21 protein-coding genes are annotated in these 24,683 nt (G+C 71.0%); 11 read left to right on the forward strand and 10 right to left on the reverse strand.

The features are described from left to right. Positions 1 to 175 precede the first annotated feature (175 nt). The 3 genes from ITJ55_RS04450 to manA all read right to left on the reverse strand — a co-directional run bounded on the left by ITJ55_RS04450 (position 176) and on the right by manA (position 2,898). A complete protein-coding gene (locus ITJ55_RS04450; protein WP_194594242.1) occupies positions 176 to 502 on the reverse strand; it encodes a WhiB family transcriptional regulator in 327 nt (108 codons plus the stop codon). Between the two features lie 184 nt (positions 503 to 686). Continuing rightward, on the reverse strand, positions 687 to 1,646 hold the full coding sequence (galE, locus tag ITJ55_RS04455) for a UDP-glucose 4-epimerase GalE (protein ID WP_194594243.1): 960 nt from the start codon (positions 1,644 to 1,646) through the stop codon (positions 687 to 689). 85 nt (positions 1,647 to 1,731) lie between these two features. Beyond that, on the reverse strand, positions 1,732 to 2,898 hold the full coding sequence (gene manA, locus ITJ55_RS04460; RefSeq protein WP_194594244.1) for a mannose-6-phosphate isomerase, class I: 1,167 nt from the start codon (positions 2,896 to 2,898) through the stop codon (positions 1,732 to 1,734). Between the two features lie 155 nt (positions 2,899 to 3,053). On the opposite strand from manA, the gene ITJ55_RS04465 reads away from it, so the two are divergent. The 3 genes from ITJ55_RS04465 to ITJ55_RS04475 all read left to right on the forward strand — a co-directional run bounded on the left by ITJ55_RS04465 (position 3,054) and on the right by ITJ55_RS04475 (position 6,939). Continuing rightward, on the forward strand, positions 3,054 to 4,250 hold the full coding sequence (locus ITJ55_RS04465) for an acyl-CoA dehydrogenase family protein (RefSeq protein WP_194594245.1): 1,197 nt from the start codon (positions 3,054 to 3,056) through the stop codon (positions 4,248 to 4,250). Positions 4,251 to 4,315: 65 nt separating this feature from the next. After that, entirely contained in the window at positions 4,316 to 5,635 is a 1,320-nt protein-coding gene (locus ITJ55_RS04470; protein WP_194594246.1) for an O-antigen ligase, read from the forward strand. Further along, positions 5,632 to 6,939, forward strand: a complete 1,308-nt coding sequence (locus tag ITJ55_RS04475; RefSeq protein ID WP_194594247.1) for an O-antigen ligase family protein — start codon at positions 5,632 to 5,634, stop codon at positions 6,937 to 6,939. Before ITJ55_RS04470 ends, ITJ55_RS04475 begins: the two co-directional genes overlap by 4 nt. Positions 6,940 to 7,020: 81 nt before the next feature. Here ITJ55_RS04475 and ITJ55_RS04480 read toward each other — a convergent pair whose 3' ends face one another. Genes ITJ55_RS04480 through ITJ55_RS04495 form a run of 4 tightly spaced genes read right to left on the reverse strand, consistent with a single transcriptional unit; the run spans position 7,021 to position 10,895 of the window. Further along, a complete protein-coding gene (locus ITJ55_RS04480; RefSeq protein WP_194594248.1) occupies positions 7,021 to 7,809 on the reverse strand; it encodes a polyprenol monophosphomannose synthase in 789 nt (262 codons plus the stop codon). Positions 7,810 to 7,818: 9 nt separating this feature from the next. Continuing rightward, the gene (locus ITJ55_RS04485) at positions 7,819 to 9,201 is read right to left on the reverse strand and encodes a hypothetical protein (protein WP_194594249.1); all 1,383 of its coding nucleotides are present in this window, start codon (positions 9,199 to 9,201) and stop codon (positions 7,819 to 7,821) included. Next, positions 9,198 to 9,938, reverse strand: a complete 741-nt coding sequence (locus tag ITJ55_RS04490) for an ABC transporter ATP-binding protein (RefSeq protein WP_370544011.1) — start codon at positions 9,936 to 9,938, stop codon at positions 9,198 to 9,200. Before ITJ55_RS04490 ends, ITJ55_RS04485 begins: the two co-directional genes overlap by 4 nt. A 3-nt stretch (positions 9,939 to 9,941) precedes the next feature. Continuing rightward, positions 9,942 to 10,895, reverse strand: coding sequence for an ABC transporter permease (locus ITJ55_RS04495; RefSeq protein ID WP_194594250.1), 954 nt, complete (start codon positions 10,893 to 10,895; stop codon positions 9,942 to 9,944). Between the two features lie 172 nt (positions 10,896 to 11,067). On the opposite strand from ITJ55_RS04495, the gene ITJ55_RS04500 reads away from it, so the two are divergent. The 5 genes from ITJ55_RS04500 (at position 11,068) to ITJ55_RS04520 (ending at position 17,472) form a co-directional block, all read left to right on the forward strand. Beyond that, positions 11,068 to 11,928, forward strand: a complete 861-nt coding sequence (locus tag ITJ55_RS04500) for a glycosyltransferase family 2 protein (protein WP_194594251.1) — start codon at positions 11,068 to 11,070, stop codon at positions 11,926 to 11,928. Then, complete coding sequence (locus ITJ55_RS04505) at positions 11,928 to 14,186, forward strand: DUF2029 domain-containing protein (protein ID WP_194594252.1); 2,259 nt, start codon at positions 11,928 to 11,930, stop codon at positions 14,184 to 14,186. Before ITJ55_RS04500 ends, ITJ55_RS04505 begins: the two co-directional genes overlap by 1 nt. A gap of 64 nt (positions 14,187 to 14,250) precedes the next feature. Next, positions 14,251 to 15,315 carry a glycosyltransferase gene (locus ITJ55_RS04510; RefSeq protein ID WP_370544012.1) on the forward strand — a complete coding sequence of 355 codons (1,065 nt, stop codon included), beginning with the start codon at positions 14,251 to 14,253 and terminating at the stop codon, positions 15,313 to 15,315. Positions 15,316 to 15,331: 16 nt separating this feature from the next. Further along, positions 15,332 to 16,309, forward strand: a complete 978-nt coding sequence (locus ITJ55_RS04515; RefSeq protein ID WP_194594254.1) for an NAD-dependent epimerase/dehydratase family protein — start codon at positions 15,332 to 15,334, stop codon at positions 16,307 to 16,309. After that, on the forward strand, positions 16,306 to 17,472 hold the full coding sequence (locus ITJ55_RS04520; RefSeq protein ID WP_194594255.1) for a glycosyltransferase family 2 protein: 1,167 nt from the start codon (positions 16,306 to 16,308) through the stop codon (positions 17,470 to 17,472). The genes ITJ55_RS04515 and ITJ55_RS04520 overlap by 4 nt, the downstream gene beginning before the upstream one ends. On the opposite strand, the gene ITJ55_RS04525 is transcribed toward ITJ55_RS04520, so the two are convergent. The 3 genes from ITJ55_RS04525 to ITJ55_RS04535 are packed head-to-tail and all read right to left on the reverse strand — an operon-like array spanning position 17,469 to position 20,715. After that, the gene (locus tag ITJ55_RS04525; protein ID WP_194594256.1) at positions 17,469 to 18,944 is read right to left on the reverse strand and encodes a glycosyltransferase family 1 protein; all 1,476 of its coding nucleotides are present in this window, start codon (positions 18,942 to 18,944) and stop codon (positions 17,469 to 17,471) included. The two genes, ITJ55_RS04520 and ITJ55_RS04525, sit on opposite strands and share 4 nt — an antisense overlap. Next, complete coding sequence (locus ITJ55_RS04530; protein ID WP_194594257.1) at positions 18,941 to 20,452, reverse strand: glycosyltransferase; 1,512 nt, start codon at positions 20,450 to 20,452, stop codon at positions 18,941 to 18,943. The genes ITJ55_RS04525 and ITJ55_RS04530 overlap by 4 nt, the downstream gene beginning before the upstream one ends. A gap of 14 nt (positions 20,453 to 20,466) precedes the next feature. Then, positions 20,467 to 20,715 (reverse strand): hypothetical protein, encoded by a 249-nt coding sequence (locus ITJ55_RS04535; RefSeq protein ID WP_194594258.1) that lies wholly within the window; start codon positions 20,713 to 20,715, stop codon positions 20,467 to 20,469. A 179-nt stretch (positions 20,716 to 20,894) separates the two neighbouring features. On the opposite strand from ITJ55_RS04535, the gene ITJ55_RS04540 reads away from it, so the two are divergent. The 3 genes from ITJ55_RS04540 to ITJ55_RS04550 all read left to right on the forward strand — a co-directional run bounded on the left by ITJ55_RS04540 (position 20,895) and on the right by ITJ55_RS04550 (position 24,683). Further along, a complete protein-coding gene (locus ITJ55_RS04540) occupies positions 20,895 to 21,488 on the forward strand; it encodes a hypothetical protein (protein WP_194594259.1) in 594 nt (197 codons plus the stop codon). Next, entirely contained in the window at positions 21,485 to 23,620 is a 2,136-nt protein-coding gene (locus ITJ55_RS04545; protein ID WP_194594260.1) for a hypothetical protein, read from the forward strand. The genes ITJ55_RS04540 and ITJ55_RS04545 overlap by 4 nt, the downstream gene beginning before the upstream one ends. 73 nt (positions 23,621 to 23,693) lie before the next feature. Further along, entirely contained in the window at positions 23,694 to 24,683 is a 990-nt protein-coding gene (locus tag ITJ55_RS04550; RefSeq protein ID WP_228497566.1) for a GDP-mannose 4,6-dehydratase, read from the forward strand.

Consider the following 24,683-nt stretch of genomic DNA (forward strand, 5'->3'; position numbering starts at 1 on the left):
GACGCGGGCACCGGCTCGGCGCGCCGACGCGACGGGCGAGACGTCGCGACCCGCGCCTCCTGGTCGTCCTGCGCCTCGCGTCGGCCGGTGCCGCGGTGCCGCCGGCCCGTCACGCGACGACGGCACCGACCCACAGGGGTCGATGCCGTCGAGGTCGGAGACGAGGAGGCGCGGGTCAGGCCCGCTTGCGCAGCTTGCGACGCTCGCGCTCGGACAACCCGCCCCAGATGCCGAAACGCTCATCGTTCTGCAGGGCGTACTCGAGGCACTGGGCCCGCACGTCGCACGAGGCGCAGATCTTCTTGGCGTCGCGGGTGGAGCCGCCCTTCTCGGGGAAGAACGCCTCGGGGTCGGTCTGCGCGCAGAGCGAGTCGACCTGCCAGGCGAGCTGGTTCTCGTCGTCGGTGACGGTGCGTGACGCCGGCGAGCCGGGGACGCCCAGCTGGATCGGGTCGACGTGCCAGTCGTCCGGGACCCCGGCGCGGTTCTCGTGGATGCCCACAGCGCATCTCCCCTCGTGTCGATCGCCCGTGAATGTACGCGACAAGGTAATTACACCGGTGTCATTACCCATCCGTCAAGTCGAGGGCCAATAAACCCTGCACCCCCCGATCAGGGGCAAGGGGGCCTCGGCGTGTCGGGGGACGTTTCGCGCGGAACGGGTGACTTCGACCGCGGACGCCCGATCAGGCGCGCGGTGCCGCCCGCCAGGCGCTGGTCACCATCTCGAGCAGGGTGTGGCGCATCTCCCAGTCGAGGTCGCGAGCCGCCAGGCTGCCGTCGGCGACGATCCGGTCGGGGTCGCCGGGGCGCCGCGGGGCGATCTCGGGCGTGAAGTCGATGCCGGTGCCCTCGCGCATGGCCGTCATGATCTCGGCCACCGACACGCCGCCCCCCGAGCCGAGGTTGTAGGCGGGCTCGACGGGCTCGCCCGCGTCCAGTCGACGGGCCGCCGCCACGTGCGAGACCGCCAGGTCGGCGACGTGGACGTAGTCCCGGACGCAGGTGCCGTCGGGGGTGTCGTAGTCGTCGCCGTTGATGCGCGGGACGCGCCCCTCGGCGAGCGCCGCGAACACCAGGGGGAACAGGTTGTGCGGGCTGGCGTCCCAGAGGTCGGGACGGCCCGAACCGACGACGTTGAAGTACCGGAGGCTGGTGTGGCGCAGCCCTTCGGCCACGGCCTGGTCGCGCAGCAGCCACTCGCCGATCAGCTTGCTCTCGCCGTAGGGCGACGCGGGGGCCTTCGGGGTGCCCTCGGTGACGAGCTCGGTCGGCGGGGTGCCGTAGACGGCTGCGCTCGACGAGAAGACGATGCGGTCGACGCCCCGGCTCGACATGGCCTCGAGCAGGCGGGCGGTGCCCGTGACGTTCTGCTCGTAGGTGTGCAGCGGCCGCTGGACCGACACGCCCGCGTACTTGTAGCCCGCGACGTGGACGACGCCGGTCACGCCGTGCTCGTCGATCGTGCGCTCGATCAGCTCGCGGTCGAGGATCGAGCCCCGGACGAACGGCACCCCGTCGGGCACGAAGCCCTCGAGGCCCGACGAGAGGTCGTCGAGCACCACCGCGTCGATGCCCGCCCCCGTGAACTCGCGGACGACATGAGAACCGATGTACCCGGCACCGCCGGTGACCAACCAAGACATGGGGTCAACCTATCGGGTGGCCGTCGGCTGCCCGCCGCCCGCCGCCCAAGGCCCGGGGCCCGGAGTCGAGGGCCGAGGGCGTACCTCAAGCGGGCGTGGCCACGTAGGCGGTCCCGCCACCCGTCATCGCGAGCCGGACCTCGTCGGGGGTGACGAAGGCGGACTCGCCCCGGCCGAGCCGGATGGTGCCGTCCTGCCCCTTGACGTGGACCTCGCCCTCGGCGACCAGGACGATGCTCGGACCGCCGATCTCGACCACGGCCCCCTGACCGGCCGCGTCGACCCGCAGCAGGGCGAAACCCGTCCCCGCCGGGGCGAACCGTTCGACGCCGCGAGCCACCTCGACGGGCTCGAGACGGGGCACGGGGAGGGGGTCGAAGTCGAGGACCTCGAGCAGCTCGGGCACGTCGACGTGCTTCGGCGTCAGGCCGCCGCGCAGGACGTTGTCGGACGGCGACATGAGCTCGACCCCGAAGCCGCCCAGGTACGCGTGCACGTTGCCGGCGGGGAGGAACAACGCCTCACCCCGGCGCAACGTCACCCGGTTGAGCAGCAGTGACAGCGCGACGCCCGGGTCGCCCGGGTAGCGTTCCGCGAGGTCGACCACGGTGGCGATGCCCGCGCCGTCCGAGCGGTGCTCGGCGGCGAGCTCGCTCACCGCCGCGATCGTGGCGGCCGACTCGTCGGAGCCCTCGAACAAGAACGCCAGGGTCGCCCGGAGCGAGTCCTCCAGATGAGCGCGCAGCCGGCCCAGGCGGCCCGACCCGCCGTCGAGCAGGTCGACGTCGACCAGCGACTCGGCCGGCTCGCGGAAGCCGCAGAGGGCGTCGAAGGTGTCGCTGAGCGCCACGATGATCTCGGGCTTGGCCGAGGCGTCCTTGTAGTTGCGCTCGGGGGCGTCGAGGGGGATGCCGGCCTCGTTCTCGCGGGCGAAGCCCTCTCGGGCCTGTTCGGGGGTCGGGTGGGCCTGGATCGACAGGGGACCGTCGGCCGCCAACAGCTTGAGCAGGAAGGGCAGCTCGTCGCGACCGCGACCGAGGGCCCGTGTCGGCTCGGCGGCGAACCAGTCGGCGAGGGTGTCGGCCCCACCGACGACCGCCGGGGCGACGACCACGCTCGGCGACCCCGGGTGGGCACCGAGCCACAGCTCGGCCTCCGGGCGGCCGCTCGGCCGTCGTCCGAGGAGTTCGGCGATGGCCGTCGTCGAGCCCCAGGCGTAGTCGCGGGGCGTGTTGGTGATGGCGAGGAACATCGTTCTACCTGCTTGTCGGAGCTCGTGCTTGGTCGCCCCCTACAAAGCCGTCCGGTCGACGGCGTCGGGGCGTTGATCAAAGCTACCAAGCCCTTGGTGCCGGGCGGTCGGCTGCCTAGGCTCCTGTCGTCCCGACACGAAGCAATGGAGCACGGATGTCATCAGCGACCCTCACCTCGTTCACCTCCCTCGTCAGCGACTTCTACGGTTACGAAGACCTGCTCTCCGACCGCGAGAAGGGCGTGCTGGCCGACCTCCGTCGATACCTCGAGACCGAGGTGAAGCCCGTCGTGAACCGGCACTGGGCGGATGCCACGTTCCCGCACGAGATCGTCAAGGGCCTGGCCGGGCTCGGGCTCTTCGGCATGCCGTGGGAAGAGACCAGGCCGTTCGAGAACTCGGCCGTCTTCCGCGGCTGGGTCGCCCTCGAACTCGCCAGGGTCGACGCGTCCGTGGCGACCTTCGTCGGCGTGCAGAACGGCCTCGCGATGGGGTCGATCGGCGTCGGGGGCTCGGCCGAGCAGCGCGCCGAATGGCTGCCTCGCATGGCGAGCGGCGACCTCGTCGGCGCCTTCGGCCTGACCGAGCCGCTCTCGGGGTCCGACTCGGCCCAGGGCCTGCGCACGGTCGCGACGCGCGACGGCGACGACTGGGTGCTGAACGGTTCGAAGCGGTGGATCGGCAACGCCACCTTCAGCGACATCACGATCATCTGGGCGAAGAGTGCCGAGGACGGCCAGGTCAAGGGCTTCATCGTCCCGACCGACACCGCCGGCTACTCGGCGACCAAGATCGAGGACAAGCAGAGCCTGCGCATCGTGCAGAACGCCGACATCACCCTCGAGGACGTGCGCGTGCCCGAGAGCCACCGCCTCCAGCAGGCCGACTCGTTCCGCAGCACCGCGGCCGTGCTCCGCCTCACCCGTGCCGAGGTGGCCTGGGCCGCCGTCGGCAACTCGATCGGCGCCTACGAGGCCGCCCTGGCCTACGCGAACGAGCGCGTGCAGTTCGGCAAGCCCATCGCCAAGCACCAGCTCGTCCAAGACCTGTTGGTCAAGTGCATCGGCAACATCACCGCGTCGATCGGCATGGTGGTGCGCTGCTCGCAGATGCTCGACGAGGGCACCCAGCGCGACGAGCACGCCTCGCTCGCGAAGGCCTTCACGACCGCCCGCATGCGAGAGACCGTCGGTTACGCCCGCGAGGTCATGGGCGGCAACGGCATCGTGCTCGACTACGACGTGGCCCGCTTCTTCGCCGACGCCGAGGCCCTCTACAGCTACGAGGGCACCCGCGAGATGAACACGCTCATCGTGGGCCGCAGCATCACCGGGCAGGCCGCGTTCGTCTGAGCCGTCCGGCGGGGCGGCCCCCTGGTCGCCCCGCCGCGCCTCCCCCGTCGTCTAGCCTGGTGCCCATGACCTCGACGCTGCCCGCGCGGACCGCCCGAGTGGCGCCGGTTCGCGGTGCCACGACGTTCGCGACGCTCGCGTTCCTCGTGCTGTTCGGGGGCGACGTCCTGCGCAACGGCACGGGCTGGTGGGGCTGGGGCGCGGCCTGCGTGGCGATGGTCGTCGCGGCCGTCGTCCTCGTCGTGCGGCACCCGCCACGGGTGCGGACGCTGCCGCGCCTCCTCGTGCTCTACCTGGCGTTCGCGGTCGCGTCCCTCGCGTGGTCGCAGTACCCGGCCGGCTCGGCCGTCGGCATCGTCACGACGCTGATGACCAGCGTGGGCGCCCTCGCCATCACCGTCGTGGCCCCGTGGCCGGCCGTCGTGACGGCCCTCGGCCGGGCACTGCGCATCCACGTCGTGGCCTCGCTGCTGTTCGAGGTCGTCGTCGGGCTGTTCGTCCGCCAGCCCGTCTGCCCCGTCTACCTCGACTGCACCGGGCAGCCGGACGCCTTCTTCTGGTCGCGCGACGTGCTGTTCGAGGGTGGTCGCATCCAGGGGCTGCAGGGCAACAGCAACATCCTCGCCGTGATCGCCCTGCTCGCGCTGATCGTCACGGCCGTCCAGGCGGCCGACCGCTCGATCACCCGCGGATCGACCGTCGTCGGCGTCGCGGCGTCCGTGCTCGCCCTCGTGCTCACCCGGTCCGCCACCGTCGCCGTGGTCGCGGTCGCCGTGGGTCTCGTGCTGCTGCTCGTGGTGGCGACCCGCCGCCGCGAACCCGGCCGCCGCGCACCCGTCTACGGCGTGGCCGCGCTGGTCGTGGTCGCCGGCGCCGCGGCCATCGCCCTCGCCCGCGGGCCGCTGCTCGCCCTGGCCGGCAAGAGCGCCGACCTGACCGGTCGCACCGACATCTGGTCGGCGGTCTACGACCTCGGGGTGCAGCACCCCGTCGTGGGCTGGGGCTGGGTCAGCTACTGGTTCCCGTTCGTCGAGCCCTTCACCGACCTCGCCGAGCGCAACGGGGTGGTGTACCTGCAGGCCCACGACGCCTACCTCGACGTGTGGTTCCAACTCGGCTGGATCGGCCTCGCCTTGTTCGGCCTGACGATCGTCGGGGTCGTCGTGCGCTCGTGGTGGTGGGCCGTCGACCGCCGCGTGCTGTCGCGAGAGGTCGTGGCCCCGTGGACCGCCCACGACCTGCTGCCGCTGCTGCTCGTCACGGCACTGCTCGTCCACGGGCTGACCGAGTCGCGGCTGATCGTCGAATGGGGCTGGGCCACGTTCGTCGTCGTGGTGCTCGTGACCCGCCGCGACCCCTTCGGCTGGACGGGCCACGACCGGTGAGTTCGGGCTTCGACCGCAGCCGTGACCCACTCCGCCGGTACCTGTCGGCCTGGATCGGCTTCTCGGCCGGCGGGCACTTCTCCCAGGCGCTGTCGGTGGCGATCGTGCTCTACGCGTTCTCGACGCAGTCCGTCAGGGCCCTCATGGGCTGGCCCGGGTCCCTCGCCGTCCTGGGCACCCTGGTCGTCCTCGCCGCACTGTCGCTCGTCGGCGGTCGGCACCACATCGAGTGGCACGGCATCCTGCCCGTGTCCCTCATCGCCCTCTTCGGCTTCATGGGCCTCAGCGTCTTCTGGAGCGAGTACACCTGGGTCTCGATCGGCGGGGTCGCCTACGCCGTCGGGTTCGGCGCCCTGGGGCTCTACCTCGCCCTCGGACGCGACCTCGTGCAGGTGGTCCGCGCGTTCGGTGACGCGCTGCGCATCCTGCTCGTCGCGTCGCTGTCGCTCGAGGTGCTCAGCGGCCTGCTGATCGACCAGCCGATCGCGTTCCTCGGCATCCAGGGCAACCTCGCCGCCGGCGGACCGATCCAGGGCATCTCGGGCACCCGCAACTACCTCGGGTTCCTCGCGACGCTGGCGATCATCACCTTCGCCGTGGAGTTCCTCACCCGGTCGGTCCCGAGGCGGCAGGCCGTGGCCTCGGGCGTGCTCGCCCTGGCGGCGCTGGTCTTCGCCCGCTCCCCCGCGACGGCGATCGCCGTCATCGTCCTGATCGTGGCGGGCGTGGCGCTCAACGCCCTCCGCCGGGCACCCGAGTCGCGCCGGCCGCTCATGCAGTCGGTCTTCGCGGTGATCGTGGTGCTGGGGGGCGCCTTGGCCTACGCGGGGCGGTCGCGCCTCCTCGACGCGGTCGACGCGACGAACGACCTCTCGGTGCGGTCGCTGCTCTGGGCGCGCATCCGCGAGCTGGCGGCGGTGCACGACATCGTCGGCTGGGGGTTCGTCGGCCAGTGGCCGACCGAGATCTTCCCGTACTCGACGATCATCGCCCCGAGCGGGCGACCCCACGAGACGGGGCTGAACGCGTTCTTCGACGTCTGGCTGCAGCTCGGGCTCGTCGGGGGGCTGCTGCTCGTCGTCGCCGGCACGTTGGCGTTCGTGCGCAGCTGGATCACGGCGTCGGGCCACCCGATCGTGGCCTACGTCTGGCCCGCACTCGTGCTCGTGCTGATCGGCGTGACCGCCTTCGCCGAGAGCTTCGTGCTGTTCGAGGGCGCCCTCATGACCTTCGTGGCCATCGCGACGATCGCGGCCCGCAAGCGGTCGTGGCGGTCCCGCCTGCCCCAGGCCTCTCGGCACTGACGACCGGACGACCCGAGGAGGCGCGGGGCACCTCGAGCCCGCGTCCGACGGTGCCCGACGGTCGCTGCCGCCGGGGCGACGTCAGTCCTCGACGACCCAGCGGGGCCCGGGGCGCCGACCGAGCAGGGTCTGCACCCGGCGCTGGAGGCCCCACCTCGTGACGCGGAGCATCGCCTCGACGACGATCGCCTGGCTCATCTTGGACTCGCCGAGCTCGCGCTCCCGGAACTCGATGGGCACCTCGACGACTCGACCGCCGCCGTCGAGGACGCGGAGGGTCATGTCGACCTGGAAGCAGTAGCCCTTCGAGTCGATGCCCGTGAGGTCCATCGCCTCGAGTGCCTGGCGAGTGTAGGCGCGGAACCCGGCCGTGACGTCCTTGAGCGCCAACCCCAGGGCGAGGCGGGCGTAGAGGTTGCCGCCGCGGCTGAGGACCTGTCGTGAGACCGGCCAGTTGACGACCGAGCCGCCCGGCACCCAGCGCGAGCCGATCGCGAGGCTGGGGGCGCCCGGACCGCCGGCCGTGACGAGCGAGATCATCTCGGGGAGCTTCTCGGGCGGGTGCGAACCGTCGGCGTCCATCTCGACGACGACGTCGTAGCCGCGTCGCAGCGCCCAGTCGAACCCCATGACGTACGCGGAACCCAGACCGAGCTTGCCGGTGCGGTGGGCCACGTGGATGCGCTCGTCGGCGGCTGCCATGGTCTCGGCGAGTTCGCCCGTGCCGTCGGGGCTGCCGTCGTCGACCACGAGGACGTGCACCTCGGGCACCGCCGCGAAGAGCCGACCCAGGATGATCGGCAGGTTCTCGACCTCGTCGTAGGTGGGCAGGACGACGAGGGAACGGGGCCGGTGGTCTGTAGATCGCACCGCTGGAGTTTAGTGCACCGGGTCGGCGTCGGCCCCGACGGGAGCGTGCGACCCGCTCGTCGCGTCGCGCCGGACGGACCAGGCGAGGCCGACCGCGGCGGTGACGAAGGTGGCCAGCGTGCCGGCGAGCATGGCCCCTCCGACGGCGACCCCGAGGTCGGCCCAGGGCAGCACGAACACCACGAGCAGGACGACCAGCCCGACGGGCCAGGCCAGGACGGACGTCCGGTCGCGGTGCAGGGCCAGGAGACCCTGGACCGTGACCATGGTCGCGATCTGGAACACGCAGGACGCCGCGAGCAGGACGAGCTGCCGGGTGGCCAGCTCGTAGTCCGGCCCGAAGAACGACAACGCCGACGCTCCCGCGACGTCGACGAGGACGACCCACACGACGCCGAGCACCAGGACGACGGCGTTCCAGACGACGACCGACCGGGCCAGCGAGCGCAGGCGCCCGGCCTGGGCGTCGACGGTGAAGCGCGTCAGCAGGAACGATTGCACCGCGTTGAAGAGGAAGAGCGGGATGCGCGCGATGGCCAACCCGGCGACCAGGCTCGCGGTGAAGGCGGTCGCCTGACCGTCCACCGACAGTTGAGTGAGCAGCACGCCGGCGTTGACGAAGACCTGTAGGAGGAGCGACCCCGTCGTCAGGGCGGCGAACGAGCGCAGACCGACGCCCGTGCCCGCGGCGTCGACGCCCGGGCCGGGACCGGCCTCGGTGACGGCACCTCCGGTCGACGTCACCGGCACGAGGGAGCCGGAGCGGCGCGCGGCCTTCGAGACCAGAACGGCGACGGCCGAGGCGGCCAGCGGCGCCACCACCAACGAGACGGCCAGCACGACCGGGTCGCGCACGCCGGCGGCGGCCAGGACGGCGACCGCACCCACCTTGAGCAGCCCCTCGGACGCCATCTCGACGGCGTACGAGCCGAAGCGCCCGCGACCGGCGAGCCAGCCGCGGACGAAGAAGAGCACCGTCGACGAGACGAGGCCCGCGGCCAGCAGGAGCGTGAACTCGGAACGGCCGGAGAAGAGCAACCTCGACGCCGGCTCGGAGGCCACCGCGAGGACGATCAGGGAGGCGACCAGCAGGCCGCCGGCGAGCAGGGCCACCCGACGCATCGTCGGCCGCACGTCGAGCCCTCGGGCCCGTCGACGGGCGAGGGCCCTCGAGAGCAGCTGCTCGACGGGTTGGAAGAGTCCGACGGCCAAGCCCGCCATCATCGTCCAGAGGACCGAGACCGGAGCGCTCGCGACCCCGCCCACCACGTTGCCGACGAGGGCCAGGTAGACGTAGTTGCTCGCCCCGAGGACGATCGTGCCGGCCGCCAGGCCGACGACCGGGTTCCGCGGGGTGGGGGCGCCCTCGCCGGGGCTCGCGCTCGCGGTCACCCGAACTCGGCGCGCAGGGCGGCGACGCCGTCGACGGCGCCCCCGTCGAAGATGACCTGGCCGTGGGCCAGGACGATGGCGCGGTCGCAGAGGGACTCGACGGTGCCGAGGTCGTGCGTGACGATGACGATGGTGCGTCCCTGGCGCTGGAACTCCTCGATCTTGTCGAGGCACTTGCGCTGGAACGGCTCGTCGCCGACGGCGAGGACCTCGTCGACCAGCAACACGTCGGGATCGACGTGGATGGCGATCGCGAAGGCGAGCCGCACGTACATGCCCGACGAGTAGAACTTCACCTGGGTGTCGATGAACTCGCCGATCTCGCTGAAGTCGACGATCGAGTCGAAGAAGCCGGCGATCTGCTGCTGGGAGAGACCCAAGATGGCCCCGTTCAAGAACACGTTCTCACGACCCGTGAGGTCGGGGTGGAACCCTGCTCCGAGCTCGAGGAGCGCCGCGAGCTGGCCCCGTCGCTTCACCTCGCCGGTCGACGGCTGCAAGATGCCGCCGATCACCTTGAGCAGCGTGCTCTTGCCCGAGCCGTTGGCACCGATGAGGCCGACGGTCGTGCCCGCCTCGATGTCGAGCGAGATGCCCCGCAGGGCCCAGAAGTCGTCCTTGTGCTTGTTCGAGCGGGCGAGGTTGACGATGCGTTCTTTGAGGGACTTCTCTTTGCGGATGACGAAGCGCTTGGACACGCCTGCCATCGTCACGACGGGGACGGGGGAGGTGCTCACGGGTCAGATCTCCTGTGCGAAGTTGCCCTGCAGACGGGCGAAGATGCGCTGGGCGACGACGAGCAGGGCGAGCCCCACGACGCCGATGACCAGCAGACGGAAGTCGAGGTCGACGGGGTAGGGCTGCGGTCCGACGACGGTGCCGTCGGCGAGGGTCGTCGTCTCGGTGCCGGCCCGCCAGATGCCCTTCTGGAAGGCCAGGATGATGTCGGTCATCGGGTTCAGCTGGTAGAGGGTGACGATCCACTCCTGACCGCGTGCCGCGGCCCGGTCGACGACCATGCCGAACGAGTAGACGATCGGGGACGCCCAGAAGAGGATGAGCAGGGCCACCTCGACCAGGTACTGGATGTCCCTGAGGTACACGTTCAACGCCGAGAGCAGCAGTGCCAGGGCCAGGCCGTAGATCACGGTCAGCACGAGGGCGACGGGGACGTAGAGGAGGTTCCACGAGACCGGGAACTGGCCGAGCAGCACGACGGCCGCCACCAGCACCAGGAACTGCACGCCGAAGTTGAACAACGCCGACCCCAACGAGGCCAGCGGGAAGAGCTCGCGGGGCACGTAGACCTTCTTGATGAGCCCGGCGTTGGCCAGGATCGACGTCGTGCCGCTGGCGATGATCTCGTTGTAGAGCCCCCAGAGGGTGAGCCCGGCGAACACGTAGATCGCGAACTGCGGCACCGACCGGGCCGCACCGAGGACCTGTCCGACGGCGAAGTAGTAGATGGCCAGCATGGTCAGCGGGCGGATGAAGCTCCACACGAACCCGAGGGCGCTGTCTTTGTAGCGGGCCTTGAGCTCGCGGCGGATGAGCAGGTCGAGGAGGCTCCGGTGCGCCCAGATGTCGCGGACCGCCGGCGAGATGCCGCTCACGAGGCCGCCGGCAGGAGCCCCGGCCTTCTCGAAGGGCAGCGTCGCGATGCGTTCGATGCGCGCCTGCGATTCAGTACTCACGACTCTCCAAGACTCTCGACGCCGTGACGGCCACGACCCGCCGACGGGCGGTGCCGAGGTCACGGCGACGAATCATTATCACAGGCCGTCATCGACAGCCCGGGGCAGCTTACCCGTCCAGCCCAAGGGCATCGGTAGACTCTGCCTCTGGTCAAGCCAGAGAGTTGCGTGAATGTCACCCCGCCTATCCGTCGTCGTGCCCGCCTTCAACAACGCCGAGTTCGTCGACGAGACGGTCCGGTCGATCCTCGACCAGTCGTACGACGACTTCGAGTTGATCATCGCCGACCACGCCTCGACCGACGACACCTGGCAGGTGCTGCAGCGCCACGCACACGACGAACGCGTCACCCTGCTCCGCACCCCTGCCGGCGGAGGCGCGCTGGCGAACTGGAGCCGCGTCACCGAGGCCGCCACGGGTGAGTACCTGCGTCTCGTGCCGGGTGACGACGTGCTCTTCCCCGGCACGCTCGCCCAGCACGTGGCTGCCCTCGACGCCCACCCCTCGGCGACCATCGCCTCGTCACCCCGATCGCTGGTCGACGCCTCGACGAAGACGATCATCGGTCGCCGGGGCCCGCGCTGGCGGGCCCGCCTCGTGCCCGGCGCCGAGGCCGTCCGGGCGACGGTCCGAGCGGGCACGAACGTGTTCGGCGAGCCCTTCTGCGTCACGTTCCGTCGTGAGCCCTTCGTCGGGGCGGGCGGGTGGGACTCCTCCTTCCCCTACCTCATCGACCAGGCCAGCTACTGTCGGGCCCTCATGCTGGGCGACCTCGTCGCCGTCCCCGAGCTCGCCGGTGGCTTCCGGCTCAGTTCCACGCAGTGGAGCGTGGCACTGGCGGCCGAGCAGTCGCGTCAGGCCCGTGGGTTCCACGCCGAGCTGCGCCGCACGCACCCCGAGATCGTCGGCGAGGGCGACCGTCGCGTCGGAGACCTCCGGGTGCGCCTGGTCGCGCAGACGCGTCGCCTCGCCTACATCGTGCTGAAGCGGCGCATGACCGCAGGGGCGACGGGGCACGGGGGGAAGAACTGATGGCGGGCACCCGACCCGACGACGCCGGGCGTCTCGACCGCGTCGTCCGCTCGCCCGCGCTCGCCTACCTCGTCACGGCCCTCGTCACCCTCGCCGCGACGACCTGGGTGCTGAAGCTGTGGCGGGCGGACTGGAGCGTGCCCTTCTACTATGCGGGTGACGCCCTGGCCGTCTCGGCCCACTTCAAGACGCTGCTCGAGACGGGCTGGTACGAGTCGCAGCCCCTCCTCGGCGCCCCGATCGGCCAGACGTACCACGACTTCCCGACGGCGGACAACCTCAACTTCGCCGCGGGCCGCGTCCTCGGCGTGCTCTTCGGCGACTGGGCCGTCGCGATGAACGTCTACTACGTGCTCGGTTTCGTCCTCTGCGCGATCGGTGGCCTGTTCTTCCTGTCCCGGGTGGGGGTGTCGCGCCTCCTGGCCATGGCCCTCGCCGTGTTGTTCGCCCTCGCGCCGTACCACTTCGTCCGCAACGAGAACCACCTCTGGCTGGCGTCGTACTTCCTGCTGCCGGTCGCCCTGTGGGTGGTCTGGCTGGTCGCGACGGGGCAGCCGCTCTGGACTCGTCGAGCCGGGGTCTCGAACCCGGTCCTCGCCGTCCTGACCGGTCGCGGTGCCGGGGTCTTCGTCGGCCTCGCCCTCGCCGCCGCGAGTTCGACGTACTACGCGTTCTTCTCGATCGTGCTGCTGGCCGTCGCGGGCGTGGCCGCCTTCTGGCGACACCGCTCGTGGCGACGCTTCGTCGGCGCGATCGCCGCAGGCGGCGTCCTGGCGGCCAGTGCCGTCGCCAACATGCTGCCCGACACGATCTACGCCTGGCAGAACGGCGAGTCGAACGGCGGCCTCACCCGCTCGCCGGTCGAGACCGAGTTCTACGCCTTCAAGCTGACCCAGCTGCTGCTGCCCATCCCGAACCACCGCATCGCGGCCCTCGGTGACCTGCGCAACTTCTACGACTCCTACTACCCCTTCCCGTCCGAGACCCCCGTCCTCGGCGCCGTCGCCGCCGCGGGGTTCGTCGCCCTGCTCGTGCTCGCGCTCGTGACCCTCTTCGGTCGTCGTCGGACGGCGGCCGCGACCACGCCGGCCGAATCCGACCGCTTCCGGACGCTCCGCGTGCTCGCCGCCCTCAGCATCCTCGCCTTCCTCTTCGGCACGCTCGGCGGGGTCTCGAGCCTGCTCTCGTTCCTCACGAGCGACCTCCGCGGCTGGAACCGCCTCTCGATCGTCATCGGGCTCCTGTCGTTGGCCGCCGTGGGGCTCGTCGCCGACGTGGTCCTCACGCGACTGGCCCGCTGGCGTCCTCGCTGGCGGCGGGCGCCCGTGCTCGTCAGCGCTCTGCTGGCGCTCGTGCTCGTCGGCGGGGGCGTCCTCGACCAGACGAACTCGGGAGCCGTGCCCACCTACGCCGCCAACGACGCCTCCTTCTCGTCCGACCAGGCCTTCTTCTCCGAGGTCCAGGACGAGGTGGGGCAGGGTGCCGACGTGCTCCAGCTGCCCTACGTGGACTTCCCCGAGGCCAGCACCCCGAACGGCCTCAGCTACACGGAGTTCCTCAAGCCGTACCTGCACACGCAGGGGGTCCACTGGTCCGCCGGCGGCATCAAGGGCCGTGCGACAAGCGAGTGGGTCCAGTCGCTGCAGGAGTACCCGGGCTCCTCGATCGCCGACCAGCTCGCCGTCGTCGGATTCTCGGCCGTCCTCGTCGACCGTCAGGGGTACGCCGACTCGGGCGACGAGATCGAACGGTCGCTCGAACCGACCCTCGGCGCGCCCGCCCTCGTGTCTCCGGGCGGACGCTGGGCGCTGTACTCGATGCCGACCGACCTCACCGACGCCGCCGCAGCCCTGCCCGCCGACGAACGGCAGCAGCTCGTCGACGAGATCACCGATCCCCCGGTGGCCCGCCCCGGCAGCACCGACGTCGCCAGCGGCGGTGACGACACCGTCAACAGCGTCGTCGTCCAGAACGACCGCGACACCGCCGTGCCGGCGACGCTCGAGATCGACCTCACGACGCTGCCGAGCGTCACCAGCGTGGTCGTCACCGCGTCCGGCACGACCCGCGTCGTCCCCGTCGACGAGAGCTCGGCGACCGTCACGCTCGACCTCGACCTCGCCCCCGGGGTGACGACGGTCACCCTCGAGGGGTCGACCGATGGTGGCGAGACGACCCTCGGCCAGTCCGCGGCCGTCGGCTTCACCTCGATCGCCGTCCTGCAGCCCTCGGTCGAGGCCCTCGACCTCACCCCGTGACCCGACGCGCACCGCTGCCGCCACCCCCGATCCGACGAGAGGCCCTGTGATAAAGTCACGACCCGTGCCGAGCCTGCCCGACGACGACGAGACGCCGGTCCACCGCCTCTCGGTGGTCGTCCCGGTCTACCAGGGTGAGAAGACGCTCCCGGGGCTGATCGACGAGATCGTCGCCCTGGCGTCGACGCGAGAGACGCCCGACGGCCACCGCCGTGAGGTCAGCGAGATCCTGCTGGTCCACGACAACGGGCCCGACGGTTCGGACCGGGTCATCCGTGAGCTCGAACAGGCCCACGACCTCGTCCGGGGCGTGTGGCTCAGTCGCAACTTCGGCCAGCACGCGGCCACCCTCGCGGGCATGGCCTCGACCGGTGGCGACTGGATCGCCACCATCGACGAAGACGGCCAGCACGACCCGGCCTACCTCGACTCCATGCTCGACACGGCCATGCGCGAGCAGGCGGCACTCGTCTACGCCCGGCCCACGAACGCCGCTCCCCACGGCCCGCTGCGCAACGCGGCGTCGAAGGGTGCCAAGACCGTGCTGCGCGCCGTCTTCGGCGACGGGGACGCGTCCCTGTTCCAGTCCTACCGGCTGATCCTCGGCGACGTGGGCCGCAGCGTGTCGGCCTACGCCGGATCGGGGGTCTACCTCGACGTCGCCATCAGCTGGGTCACGCGCCGCGTCACCACCAGCCCCGTGCTCCTCCGCGACGAGGGTGAGCGCACCAGCGGCTACTCCCTCCGCAAGTTGCTCTCGCATTTCTGGCGGATGGTCCTCACCTCGGGCACCCGGGGCCTGCGCATCGTCAGCGTCCTCGGGGTCGTCCTGGGCGTGCTGGGCGTCCTGTTCGCGCTGTACGTCGTCGTCTCGACCCTCGCCGGTCAGCGACTCGAGGCCGGCTGGTCGTCGACCATCGTCGTGGTGCTCCTGTCGTCGGGGGCGATCCTCTTCTCGCTGGGCGTCGTCGCCGAGTACATCGGGGTCGCGGTCAACATGGCGATGGGTCGTCCGTCCTACCTGATCGTCAGCGATCCCGGTCGCGGGCCGTTGGGTCGACGGGTCGCGGCGAGGCGACGCGACGCCCGACGCGGCCCGGACACACGACGCGGCCACGACACACGATGACGGCAGAGACCGCACCGTGACCCTCGAGTCGGCCCGCGCCTCCCGGCGGTACCTCGTCGTCGGAGCCGGCGGCCTGCTCGGAGGTGCGGTCGCCGCCCAGCTCGACCGCCGGCCCGACGCGGTCGTCGTCCGAGCGTCGGTGCCGTGGGACGACGAGGCCGGGTCGGTCGCCGCACTGACCGAGCAGTTCGGGTCCGTCGTGGCGGCCGGGACGCCGTGGTCGCTGGTCTGGTGCGCGGGTGCGGGCGTGGTCGCCAGCGGACCGGACGCCCTCGACCGCGAACGGCGCGTCGTCGAGGCCTCGCTCGCCGCCTTCGGGCGTCTGCTCTCCGCCGTGGACGACACGACGGACGGAGGCGCAGCCCATGGCAGCGCGTTCGTCGCCTCGTCCGCCGGTGGGGTCTACGCGGGGGCGTCGGGGTCGCCCTTCGACGAGCACACCGAGCCCCGCCCCCTCGCGCCCTACGGCTGGAACAAGCTCGGCGTCGAAGAACTGTTCACGCGCTGGGCGGCCGACTCCGGGGTCCCGGTCGTCGTCGGGCGCTTCGCGAACCTGTACGGCCCGGGTCAGGACCTCACCAAGGCACAAGGGCTCGTGTCACAGCTGTGCCTCGCCCACCTGCAGGGCCGGCCGTCGTCGATCTACGTGCCGATGGACACGATCCGCGACTACGTGTTCGTGGACGACGCGGCCGCCATGACCGTCGACGCCCTGGACCGCGCCTCCCTGCTCGAGGCGGGGACGGTCGTCACCAAGATCATCGCCTCGGGGCTGGGCGTGACCATCGGGGCCCTGATCGCCGAACTCCAGAACGTCGTGAAGCGGCGCCCGCGCATCGTGTGGGGCAGCCACGCCTCGGCGTCGCGGCAGGCCCTCGACCTGAGGTTCCGCTCGCTGGTGTGGCCCGAGCTCGACCGACGGTCGCTCACCCCGATCGCGGCGGGCATCCACCGCACGCTGATGTCGCTCAACGAAGGAGGGGTCCGACGATGACGTCGACCGACACCCGCCCGACCCGCCGGGTCACCGTCCCGACCGGTCCCTCCCCCGAGATCTCGATCGTCGTGCTCGCCTGGCGCCTGGGCGACGAGCTGCTCGACTGTCTCGACGCCCTGGCCGCCCAACGGGACGCGCCGTCGTTCGAGGTCGTCGTGGTGGCCAACGGGGTCGTCCCGGCGGCCCGTGCGGCCCTCGACCTCGTCGACGGAGCCGTGCTGGTCGAACTCGACGAGAACGTCGGCTTCGGCGGCGGATGCGCCGCCGGTGCCTCGGCGGCCACGGGCAGCGCCCTCGTCTTCGTCAACGACGACGCCGTCGCCGAACCGGACTGGCTTGCGCAGCTGGCCGCCCGGGCCCGGGCCGACGACCGACCGGCCGCAGTCGGCAGCCTGCTGCTCGACACGGACGGCACCGTGCAGGAGGCCGGCAGCCGCGTGCTCTCGACGGCGGGCACGGTCCAGTTCGGGCGTGGGCTCAGCCTCGACGACGCCCGGTCCGCCAATCTGCTCGTCTCTCGCGAGGTGGACTACTGCTCGGCCGCCGCGCTCTGGGTCGATCGCGCAGCCTTCGACGCGATCGGCGGATTCGACGAACGATTCGCCCCCGCCTACTTCGAGGACGTCGACCTGCAGTGGCGGCTCAGGCTCGCCGGACGACCCGTGGTCGTCGAACCCGATGCGGTCGTCCGCCACGAGTCAGGTGCCTCGACCGACGCCATGCCCTTCTACCGGGAGTTCCTCGGTCTGCGGAACGGTGCGACGTTCCGGGCGAAGTGGGCGGACACCCTCGCCTCGGCGCCCGCGGCCGACGCTCCGCTCGACGAGCTGTGCCAGGTGCAACCGCCGAGCGAGCTGCCCGAGTCGCGCGGCGACGGACCGTCTGCTGCGGCGTCGGCCCCGGGCATCCCGCACGCCGCCGTGGCCGGCGAGTACCTCGGGTGGCTCGGCGAACAGCTCGTGCAGGCCCGCGACCTCGCTGCGGTCGTCGACGCGCAGCGCCTCGAGGCAGCCGAGCTGCACGAGCAGTTCGCCGAGTTGCAGGCGCGACACCACGAACTGTCGCAGAGCAACCACGCCCTGTTCGTGCACGTGCAGCACCTCGAGTCCATGACGACCCTCGACCGGGTCAAGGCCCGGTTGCCACACCGGCGAGACTAGGCGGCCGGCCCCTCGACGAGCGTCCACATCTCCGCGGCGTAGTCGTCCCACGTCGGTCGGGGCAGGGTGGCCGACGCCTCGACCAGTTCGGCGCGCAGCCCGTCGTCCGTCAAGAGGCGTTCCATGGCCGCGGCCATGTCGAGCGGCGAGTGCGGATCGACGACGACGGCCCCGTGGCCCTCACCGAGTTCGCGCATGCTGCCGAAGTCGCTCGTGATGACGGGCACCCCGCTGACGAGCGACTCGACGACCGGCAGGCCGAAGCCCTCGTTGACGCTGCAGAAGACACTGAACCTGGCCATCCGGTAGAGGCTCCAGACGACGCTGTCGTCGACGCCGGACAGCATCTGGACCGACCGGCCCTTGCGCCGCAGCCGTCGGACCATCGCCTGGAACTCGCCGTCCCCCCAGGCGTTGCCACCGACGAGCACGAGGGTGAACTCGTGCCCGCGTCGCCAGTTCAGCTCGGCCGCCGTCAGCAGTCCGAGGTGGTTCTTGCGCGGCTCGTGGCTGCCGACCGACAGGACGACCGTGCTGTCGACCAACCCGAGCTCGCTGCGGACGCCCTCGACGGTGTCGTCGGCGACCCGGCCGACCTGGGCCGGCAGCGCGACCGTGGTGATCGCGGGCGGCGTCAGCCCGGCACCGGGCAGCATCGACGCCCAACCCGAGTACTCGGTGTGGGCCGCACTCGAGATCGGCGCGATGGCGTCGAACGACGCCAGGGTCGCGAGGTACTCGGAGAACGCGCCGGGCATGCCGGGCCCGCTCGTCTCGGCCGTCGTCACGGGGATGCAGTCGTAGCCGATGGCCACCGACCGGGCCGCGCCGAACGCCACGACCGACCTGAGGCTCGCGGTGCGGTCCGCGTTGACGGTGATCTCGGGCAGCACGAACGTCGCGTCGAACGGGATGACCACCGAACCGGCCGGGACCGCCGTGACGGGACCGGCACCGTCGAGCAGCACGCGCCCGGTCTCGTCGGAGGTCAGCCCGGCCAGGTGCCGACCGGTGACGTCCCAGGCCGCCAGGACGACGCGGTGTTCGCGCGTCCATCGGGTGACCGTCTCGCGGGCCACCCGCTGGATGCCGGTGGTGAACTTGCTGCGGCTCGTGTCGGTGACGTCCATGACGACGCCGTCGACGATGACGAACGGCGTCGGTCGGCGCGGCGTGCGCAACCGGCGGTACTCGACGGTCAGCGGTGCGGAGAGCCCCTCGACGCGCCATCGCCGCGTGAACTCGACCACGCGAGCGGTCGAGGGGATGCGCCGTTCGAGGAGCGCCAGCAGCAGGTACGAGAGGCGGTCGCTGGCCTCGCCGAGGTCACGCGAGAGCGCGTCGACGAGTTCGCCGCCCGAGAGGCGGTCCCAGTCGACGGGGGCCGAGGAGGCGCGGCGTCCGGCCGCCCGGAGGGCCAGGTCGTGGCCCGGTCGCGCCCGCAGCCGGGGTGCCAGTGGTGCGAGGTTCATGCGGTGACCGCCGTCCAGATCTCGTCGGCGTAGCTGCGCCAGCTCTTCGGTCGCTGCTCGGCGATCTCGGCCAGCAGCCGGGCGTGCTCGGCGTCGTCGGTCAGCAGGGTGCGCATGGCGTCGACGATCGCCGTGTCGTCGCGGGGATCGACCTGGAGGCAGCCGCCGACCCGGGCGATCTCGTCGAGGCTGCCGAAGTCGCTCGTCACGACCGGCACCCCGAGCGCCAGCGACTCGGCCACGGGCAGGCCGAAGCCCTCGTGCAGCGAGACGAAGACGGTGAAGCGCGCGACGCCGAACAGCCCCCACAGCTCGGAGTCGCCGAGGCGTCGATGGGACTCGACCTTCATGCCCGAGGCCGAGAGCTTGGCGACGCGTTTGTCGAAGTGCATGGTGGCCAGACGGCTTCCGCCGCCGACGAAGACGATGCGGAACCGGTGCCCCTCGCGGTGCAGGAGCTCGGCTGCGAAGAGCGTGGCGTCCTGGTTCTTGCGGGGCTCGTGGCTGCCGACGCAGAGCACGACGGGCTCGGCCTCGGGATCGACCGTCACCACGGAGGCGGCGGCACGGGCGACGGGCGAGACCTCGGTGGCCAGGGTCACGTCGACGACCTCGGGGCCGGACAGCCCCTGACTGGGCAGGGTGGCCACGAAGCCGCGGAACTCGTCCGCGGCCGAGACGCTGATGCCGTACACGCGCCGGGCGTGCTTGACGATGGTGAGGTAGTGCGCGAAGCGCTCGGACTCGGCGTTCGGCACGGAGTCGGCGCTCACGAGCGGGATGGCGTCGTAGCCGATGAGGTCGACGGCCGTGCCGGACCACCGGGCGATGGAGGTCAGCGAGTCGCAGACGTGGAAGGCCGGCACCTCGGCGACGAGCAGGGTGGCGCGCCAGGGCACGAGGACGTGCTCGCGTCGCAGGTCGGCGTCGGTGAGGACGGGGTCGTCCTTCTTCGGCAGCCGCCGGTCGTTCCAGTGGAGGACCCGGTCGACCTGCTCGGCCGTCAGCTCGCGGTAACCCGTGCTGTCCTGGTTCCAGGCGACCAGCCGGTGACCCTCGGCTCGGTCACCGCTCCACTCGGGCACCATGTGCCGGACGACGCGCTGGATGCCGGTGTTGTGCTCGTACTTGGCGCAGAAGTCGACGTCGACCAGCACCGTGTCGGAGACCAGCTCGATGGTGCGGAGGCCCGAGTGCGTCCGCGACTGGACGTCCATCGTGCGTTCGAGCACGGCGAGCATCGCCGTCGCGGGCGTGGCGAGGAGGAGGGCCCGCCGGAGGCCGGCGAGGTCGGCCGTCGACGGGAACGTCGCCGTCACCCCGACGAAGAGCAGCCAGGCAGAGGCCGGATCGGCGCTCTCGTGCACCGACCGGGCGAGGCGGTCGAGCTGCTCGGACGGGGTGAGACCCGAGACGTCGACGCCGAGGGCGGGTGCGACCACCTCGAGTCGGGTGCCCAGCGCGGCGCGCAGGGCACCGATCTCGTCCGAGACGTTCTCGGTTGTCACCGGCGCCGTCGACGTCATCGACGCCCCAGGCGACGGGCGACCTCGACGGCGGCCAGTCGACCGGCCGGGACCACACCCACCTCGTCGACCTTGCGCGAGAAGGTCTTGGCGGCACGCAGCGGCCTCGTGACGCGCCACGACACCGTCTGCTGGATGTCACGCAGGGCGTCGGTCACGTTCGACGTGACCGTCAGCCAGTCGTCGAGCACGGCCTCACGCAGTTCTTCGAGGTCTTTCTCGGCGGTCGTCTGGTCTTGGTTCATCGCTCGTTCTCCGTCTCGGACGCTCCGTGCGACCTGTCCGACCCCGCGAGAACGTGGGCTGGACCCCCCGAAGGGGAGCATCGACGACAGGCCGACCGACCCGATCGGCCGGAGCGCCCGGCTAGCATATCGTCTAACCCATCAGGGTCGGAGCAGGGTCCGGCCCGGAAGAGTGAGCCATGAAGAAAGCCACCGTCGTCACGTTGAGCGTGGTCGCCGGCGTCATCGTCGTCGCGGGTGTCGTCACGGCCGTGGTCGCCTCGACCGGCGACCCGGGCCCCGGCGCCGAACCGTCGCCCACGGCCTCGTCGACGCGCGCGTCGGCCTCGCCCACCCCCTCGGCTTCGCCCACCCCCTCGGCCTCGGCGTCGCCCAGCCCGTCGTCGACGGCCGGGTCGACACCCCGACCGACGGCGACGCCGGTCGGCCCGGGCCAGACCACCACGGCCGCCCCTGAACCGGCCCCCGACGCCGCGGCCGTGACCCCGCTCATCACCTTCGACCAGTGGTCCGCCGACACCCGCACCCTGACGATCGGGGCGACGGTGCCCGGCACGCTCGAGGACGACGGCACCTGCACGGTCACCGCCACGAACGGCGACGCCGAGGTCTCGGGGACGTTCACCGCCCTGGCCTCGGCCTCCAGCACCGACTGCGGGTCCATGCCCCTGCAGAGCGACACCTTCACGTCCGGCACCTGGTCGGTGAGCGTCGCGTACGCCTCGTCGACGTCGGCCGGCTCCGTCACCGATCACGAGGTCACCATCCCATGAGACGTCCTTCACGCCTGATCGCCCTCGTGGCCTCGGTCGCCGTCGCGGCCGGCCTGATGTCGGCCGCGACCGTCACCGGCCCCGTCGCGCCGGCGTCGGCGGCCGCCGACGCCCGGCAGTTCAACGCCGGCAACATCATCTCGAACGACACGTTCTACAACTCGGCGGCGATGACGCCCGAGAGCATCCAGTCGTTCTTGAACTCGAAGGTCGTGACCTGCAAGGCCGCCGCGGGCCAGCCCTGCCTCAAGGACTACAAGCAGACGACGTCCGGCCGGGCGGCCACGCCGTACTGCTCGGCGATCGACGGACGCAGCAACGAGAGTGCGGCGTCGATCATCTACCGCGTGGGCCAGGTGTGCGGCATCAACCCCCAGGTGCTGCTCGTCATGCTGCAGAAAGAGCAGGGCCTCGTCCAGTCGGTGAGTCCCACGGCGACCGCCTACAAGATCGCCATGGGCTACGGCTGCCCCGACACCGCCCCCTGCGACACCGCGTACTACGGCTTCTTCAACCAGGTCTACAACGCGGCCCACCAGTTCCAGCGGTACACCAAGACGAGCTCGTCGTGGAGCTACCAGCCGGGCCGCAACAACACCGTCTACTACCACCCCAACGCCGCGTGCGGGACGAAGACGGTCTACATCGCCAACCAGGCGACGGCCAACCTGTACCTCTACACCCCGTACACGCCGAACCAGGCCGCGCTGAACGCGGGCTACGGCACGGGCGACTCGTGCAGCGCCTACGGCAACCGCAACTTCTACCTGTACTTCACCGACTGGTTCGGCAACCCGTCGAACTGGCTGCAGTCGGCCTCGTTCGAGGGCGGGTCCGTCTCGGGCTGGGGCTGGAGCAACGGAGCGATCAACCGCGCTGCCGTCAAGTCGCCCTCGCTCAGCCAGAACGGCGACTACTTCCTCGCGATGAACACGTCGGTCGTGGGTCGCGCCATCACGCAGGACGTCCGGCGCACGACCAACGTCGGCGAACAGGCGACGGCCACCGCGTGGGTCCGGTCGGGCTCCGCCGCCTCGTACTCGGGCGAGATGGTGCTCTGGGGGCTGGGCGGCACGCAGGAGGTCGCGATCTCGAAGTTCACCGTCGGCACCTCGTGGACGAAGATCCAGGTCAAGCTGCCGGTCCGCAAGTCCTCGCACTCGACCATCCGCCTCGACGTCTACATGGGGTCGAACACGGGTGACCTGTGGCTCGACAACACCGAGCTGACCTTCGGCGCCGCCCCGAAGCCCCAGAACGAGCTGAGCAACGCGTCGTTCGAGGGGTCGTTCGCCCAGTGGGTGCCGGGCAACGGCTTCGTGAACCAGCAGATCTTCAAGGACGCGAACGAGGCCGTCGACGGGTCGTGGTTCGCGGCCTCGAACACGCCCGCGCGCGGCCGCAGCTTCGCTCAGACGGTGCCCGTCTCGGCGACGTCGACGAACCAGCGCTACACGTTCTCGATCTGGCTGCGTTCCGACAGCGCCACCACCCCGTTCAAGGGCACCCTCGCCCTCTGGGGTCTCGGCGGCAAGGCGAACGTGGTCGAGCAGACGCCCTTCACCGTGAACTCGACCTGGCAGAAGATCACCGTCTCGACCGACATGAAGTCGACGGCGTCGAGACAGCTGAAGGCCGAGGTCTACATGGAGACCACGAACGCCACGCTCTGGCTCGACGGCGGCGGGCTGAGCGACAACCTGCTCGCGTCGGGTTCGTTCGAGGGCAACACGTCGGCCGGCTGGACCCGCGGCAACTCGCGCATGAACCTCGCCGTCTACTCGAAGGCGCAGCTGCCCCCGAAGGACGGCTCGTACCTGGCCGCCACGAACACCCCGGTGGCGTCGTCGCTCTACCAGACCGTGAGCGCCAAGCCCCTGGCCGGCGAGAAGTACACCGCCGAGCTGTGGGTCAGGTCGGGCGGACCCACGCCGTTCAAGGGCCGGCTCGCCCTGTGGGCGCTGGGCGGCGCGACCGAGGCGGGCAGCGCCTCCTTCACGACGACGGACGCGTGGACGAAGGTCACCTTCGAGGTGCCGATCACGCACGACGACCACACCCAGTTCAAGTTCGAGATCTACCAGGACTCGACGGACTCCACCCTGCTGATCGACTCGGCCCAGGTCTACTGACCCGGGTCGGATCGCCCTGGACGGCCCCGGCTAAGATGTCGTGTCGGCCCGAACTCAACGTAAGGAACCTGAATTGACCAAGCGCGCCCTCATCACCGGTATCACGGGCCAGGACGGCATGTACCTGAGCCGTCTGCTCCTCTCGAAGGGGTACGAGGTCTACGGCCTCGTCCGCGGCCAGAACAACCCCAAGATCCCCGTGATCAACGAGTGGGCTCCCGAGGTCAAGATCCTCACCGGCGATCTGCTCGACCAGTCGAGCCTGCTGCGCGCGCTGAACAGCTCCCGTCCCGACGAGGTCTACAACCTCGGCGCCATCTCGTTCGTCGCCTACTCGTGGGAGAACGCCCAGCTGACCAGCCAGGTGACCGGCCTCGGCGTGCTCAACATCCTCGAGGCGATCCGCCTGTACGCCGGCGACGACATCGGCAAGGTGCGCTTCTACCAGGCGTCGTCGTCCGAGATGTTCGGCCGCGTCCAAGAGGTCCCGCAGCGTGAGACCACCCTGCTGTGGCCGCGGTCGCCCTACGGCGTCGCCAAGGTCTTCGGCCACTACATGACCATCAACTACCGCGAGTCGTACGGCATGCACGCCTCGTCGGGCGTGCTGTTCAACCACGAGTCGCCCCTGCGCGGCCCCGAGTTCGTCACCCGCAAGATCAGCATGGCCGTCGCGCGCATCTCGCTCGGCCTGCAGGACCAGCTCAGCCTCGGCAACCTCGACGCCAAGCGCGACTGGGGCTTCGCCGGCGACTACGTCGAGGCCATGTGGCGCATGCTGCAGCAGGACGAGGCCGACGACTACGTCATCTCGACCGGCGAGACCTACTCGGTCCGCCAGTTCCTCGACATCGCGTTCAACCACGTCGGCATCGCCGACTGGGAGAAGCACGTCTTCCAGGACCCCCAGTTCTTCCGCCCCGCCGAGGTCGACCTGCTGATCGGCGACTCCGCCAAGGCTCGCGAGACCCTCGGCTGGACGCCCGCCACGAAGTTCGAGGACCTCGTGACGATGATGGTCGACGCCGATCTCGAGCGCGAGAAGGCGACGCAGGGCAAGTAG

Source organism: Frigoribacterium sp. VKM Ac-1396 (assembly GCF_015350895.1).
Lineage (GTDB): Bacteria > Actinomycetota > Actinomycetes > Actinomycetales > Microbacteriaceae > Frigoribacterium.